3 protein-coding genes and 1 pseudogene are annotated in these 2,953 nt (G+C 32.4%); all 4 read right to left on the reverse strand.

Features of this window, described 5'->3' with window-relative positions; translation table 11 throughout:
- Positions 1-189: 189 nt before the first annotated feature.
- Complete coding sequence (locus GFJ36_RS28755; protein WP_157349850.1) at positions 190-642, reverse strand: GNAT family N-acetyltransferase; 453 nt, start codon at positions 640-642, stop codon at positions 190-192.
- A 440-nt stretch (positions 643-1,082) separates the two neighbouring features.
- On the reverse strand, positions 1,083-1,691 hold the full coding sequence (locus GFJ36_RS28760; protein ID WP_157349851.1) for a uridine kinase family protein: 609 nt from the start codon (positions 1,689-1,691) through the stop codon (positions 1,083-1,085).
- Between the two features lie 57 nt (positions 1,692-1,748).
- Positions 1,749-1,937, reverse strand: coding sequence for a hypothetical protein (locus GFJ36_RS28765; RefSeq protein ID WP_157349852.1), 189 nt, complete (start codon positions 1,935-1,937; stop codon positions 1,749-1,751).
- Between the two features lie 365 nt (positions 1,938-2,302).
- Positions 2,303-2,953: pseudogene (locus GFJ36_RS28770) on the reverse strand (hypothetical protein); the annotation flags it as partial.

Consider the following 2,953-nt stretch of genomic DNA (forward strand, 5'->3'; position numbering starts at 1 on the left):
TTTTGTTTTCTTCTTGTGCTAAAGATAAGACCCTGTTCCCGGATCTTATCTTTTTATTTTTGGATTTTAGATACAAAAAAGACTCCTTAATAGCTTAAGGAGTCTGCAACAGGAAAGAACAAATATATAGCAATAAAAAGAATTATTTATATTATAATTTAAAAATAAGATATACGGTTTGAGAAAATTTTAAATGTATCGAATATGTCTGTTGCTTAGTTGGAGAAACATTGGTGTAAGATTACATCTTGGATCTTTCATTACAAAATCAAACTTCTTAAAAAACTTCACTAATTGCATTATGAAAAAGCTGGTTTTCATATGATCGAAATGCTCTTTCTTTTCAATAATTGGATAAGGAAGAAGGTGAAGGATCTCTACTTTCCCTTTAAAAAACTCAATTATTTTTCTCATGAAATATGTTCCATAACCTTTATTTCGTTCTTCTTTCTTTATATAAATGTTTATTACTCCAAATCTTCCGGGCATGGAATTTATAAAGCCTTTAGCATATGTATTATTTAATAAAAATTTCCCTCTACTATCTTTATTAGTTTTATCGACTATTAACAAAGATGCATACCCAACTCTTTTATAATCTATTACCAAAGGTGTTTTTTCGCCATTAATATTAAAATTCATATCAAGTCCCTCTTTCTACAAAGTGACATTTTTACTAACTGTTTATATTCCCTACTTAATTTTACATGAAGTAATATCTAAAACAAACAATGCATTATCCATATAGCGTATTAATTCAACAAAAAATTAAATGTATACTACTATTATTTTGTTGTATTTTTTATAAAGTAGTACGGTACGTGAAATTTTATTTTCCCCTTATTAGAAAAGCCCCCATAGAAGAGAGCTGCCTAAGGATTTGTCAATTCTCTTCTATTGTACCAGGCTTTTATCATCTATGAGAAGCAATTTAAACCTTTACTGAAAGGAAATGTTGGTGCTATCCCATAATGGAGTACCACCGGCATTTTGAAAAAAACACGCTAAGCAAAAACGTAAAATAAGCTGCCCAAATGGACAGCTTATTTACATAATTTTCGAAAGCGGAAGTTGCATAGGATTTATGTTGTCCCGTTTATGACAAGGTCTGCTTTTTCATCAGGTCTATGTTTTCTTACATAAATATCCTCTGAAATCATCCAATTATGTTCCCATATATCACGAGCTGCTTCTCCATCTCTTTCAATACCTCTTGCAAGTCGAATTTCGCGAGGACAATTCACCCAAATTTTAAAATCATATGTATGTTCAAGTTCTTTACGAAGGGCGTAAACACCCTCAATTATAACAATCCCACCAGTAGGAACTAAGTGCCATTCTGCCAATTTATCTATATTCCAATCGTAACGTTGATAATAACCATCTTGGTTTTGACTAAGAGGGTGAATGACTTGTTTTAATAAGCGATTCCAATCAAAATCAGCCCCGATGGGTTTAGAATCAGGACTTCCTTTTAAGATTTGGGGAGAAGGAAAATAAAAATCATCCATATGAACAATTGTTACAGTGGGTTTTATGGTCTGTAATGTATTAGCAAATGTACTCTTTCCTGAACCTCCGCATCCATCAATTCCAACAAGAATCGTCTCTTGTTTTTTAGGCAACTTTTCAAGTGTGTCCAATAGGTCACTAAAGGTGCACACCTGATTATTATTTGAAGAAAAATTCATATCTCTCCTCCTATTGTTTATTACAGCAAAACCCTCCTGTTAAGAGAGGGTAATTTTTTAATTTTTTGATTTGTAAACCTTGTCTGCTCTATTTACGCTAAGGAACGTTAGAACGGTTGCAAATACAATAAGGATTATCCAATAGTCACTTCCTTTTACAGCGAAAACAACTGATAGTATTGCAAGTAATATTGCAATTACAAAACCTGACATTATTTTTGAATCTCTTAACACTAACCAGTTCATTTTTTCTCCCCCTTTTCCTAATTGTACCATTCAAGAATAATAATTTGTTCAGATTTTCGGATGTATATAGTATTCACGATAGGTTAACATAACCTCCTATTATCGGTAGCAAAGAAAAAGACGTCCTCTTACTCTCACAAGGGATTCGCCTTTTTCTTTTTCTATGACTCTATGCATCTTTTTATACATTCCTATTTTAGAGCGACTTTTTGCTTCCCTATGTCTCCCTATTTTTCGCATAAAACTTTGTATACTCTTAGTGTGGTTTTTTACCGAAATGCTGGCGGGACACCTAATATAAAAAGGAGAACCCTTATAATAAGGATTCTGCAACAGGAAAGAACAACGTAGTAAAGATATTGATGTTATTTTGCTAAATTACCGGTAAAAACCCATCCATTAACTTCTTCACCTAAAGTATTTATATACATTATAAATGACCAGTTCCGTTTTTTTTCAATAATAATGACGGGCTTATTAGAAAGTATACTATCAATTGTTCCAGAAATGCGCTGATGTGATCGGAAAACCGGTGTTTCTCGATTGGTCACACGTATTTGATTTACAGCTGAAAGAGCCATTCCAAAATCTTTTTCCAAAGATTGTTTTAATTGTTTAGCATTTTCTTTAGGCTTTTCTTCTGTAAATTCCGAAACATGTAAAACCTTCTCTTTCCAAACATCTTGAACAAAAGGTAGTAAAAAGTTCACAGCTATGAAAGGCAATAATATCCATGAAAACAAATATATAGCGGGTGCTTTTTCTTTTAAAGTAGTTGGTGCATTCATAATTTTTAGAGCCAAATCATTTATAAAGTTAATGATCTTTTCTACACTAGTTTCTTCCTGTATAGAAGTAATTTCTTGTTGGATCTCCTCTTGTATTTCTCCCTCTTCTAGGAAAGCCTGAATCTCTCCTATATCAATTGTCGAAAGGAATTCAAAAGTAAATGATGGTATATGCACCATACGAAGTGCCTCTTGTAATATTGTAGAATCCAATACGGGCATTCGTAT

The organism is Bacillus sp. EE-W1 (assembly GCF_009760835.1).
Taxonomy (GTDB): Bacteria; Bacillota; Bacilli; order Bacillales; family Bacillaceae_G; genus Bacillus_A; species Bacillus_A wiedmannii.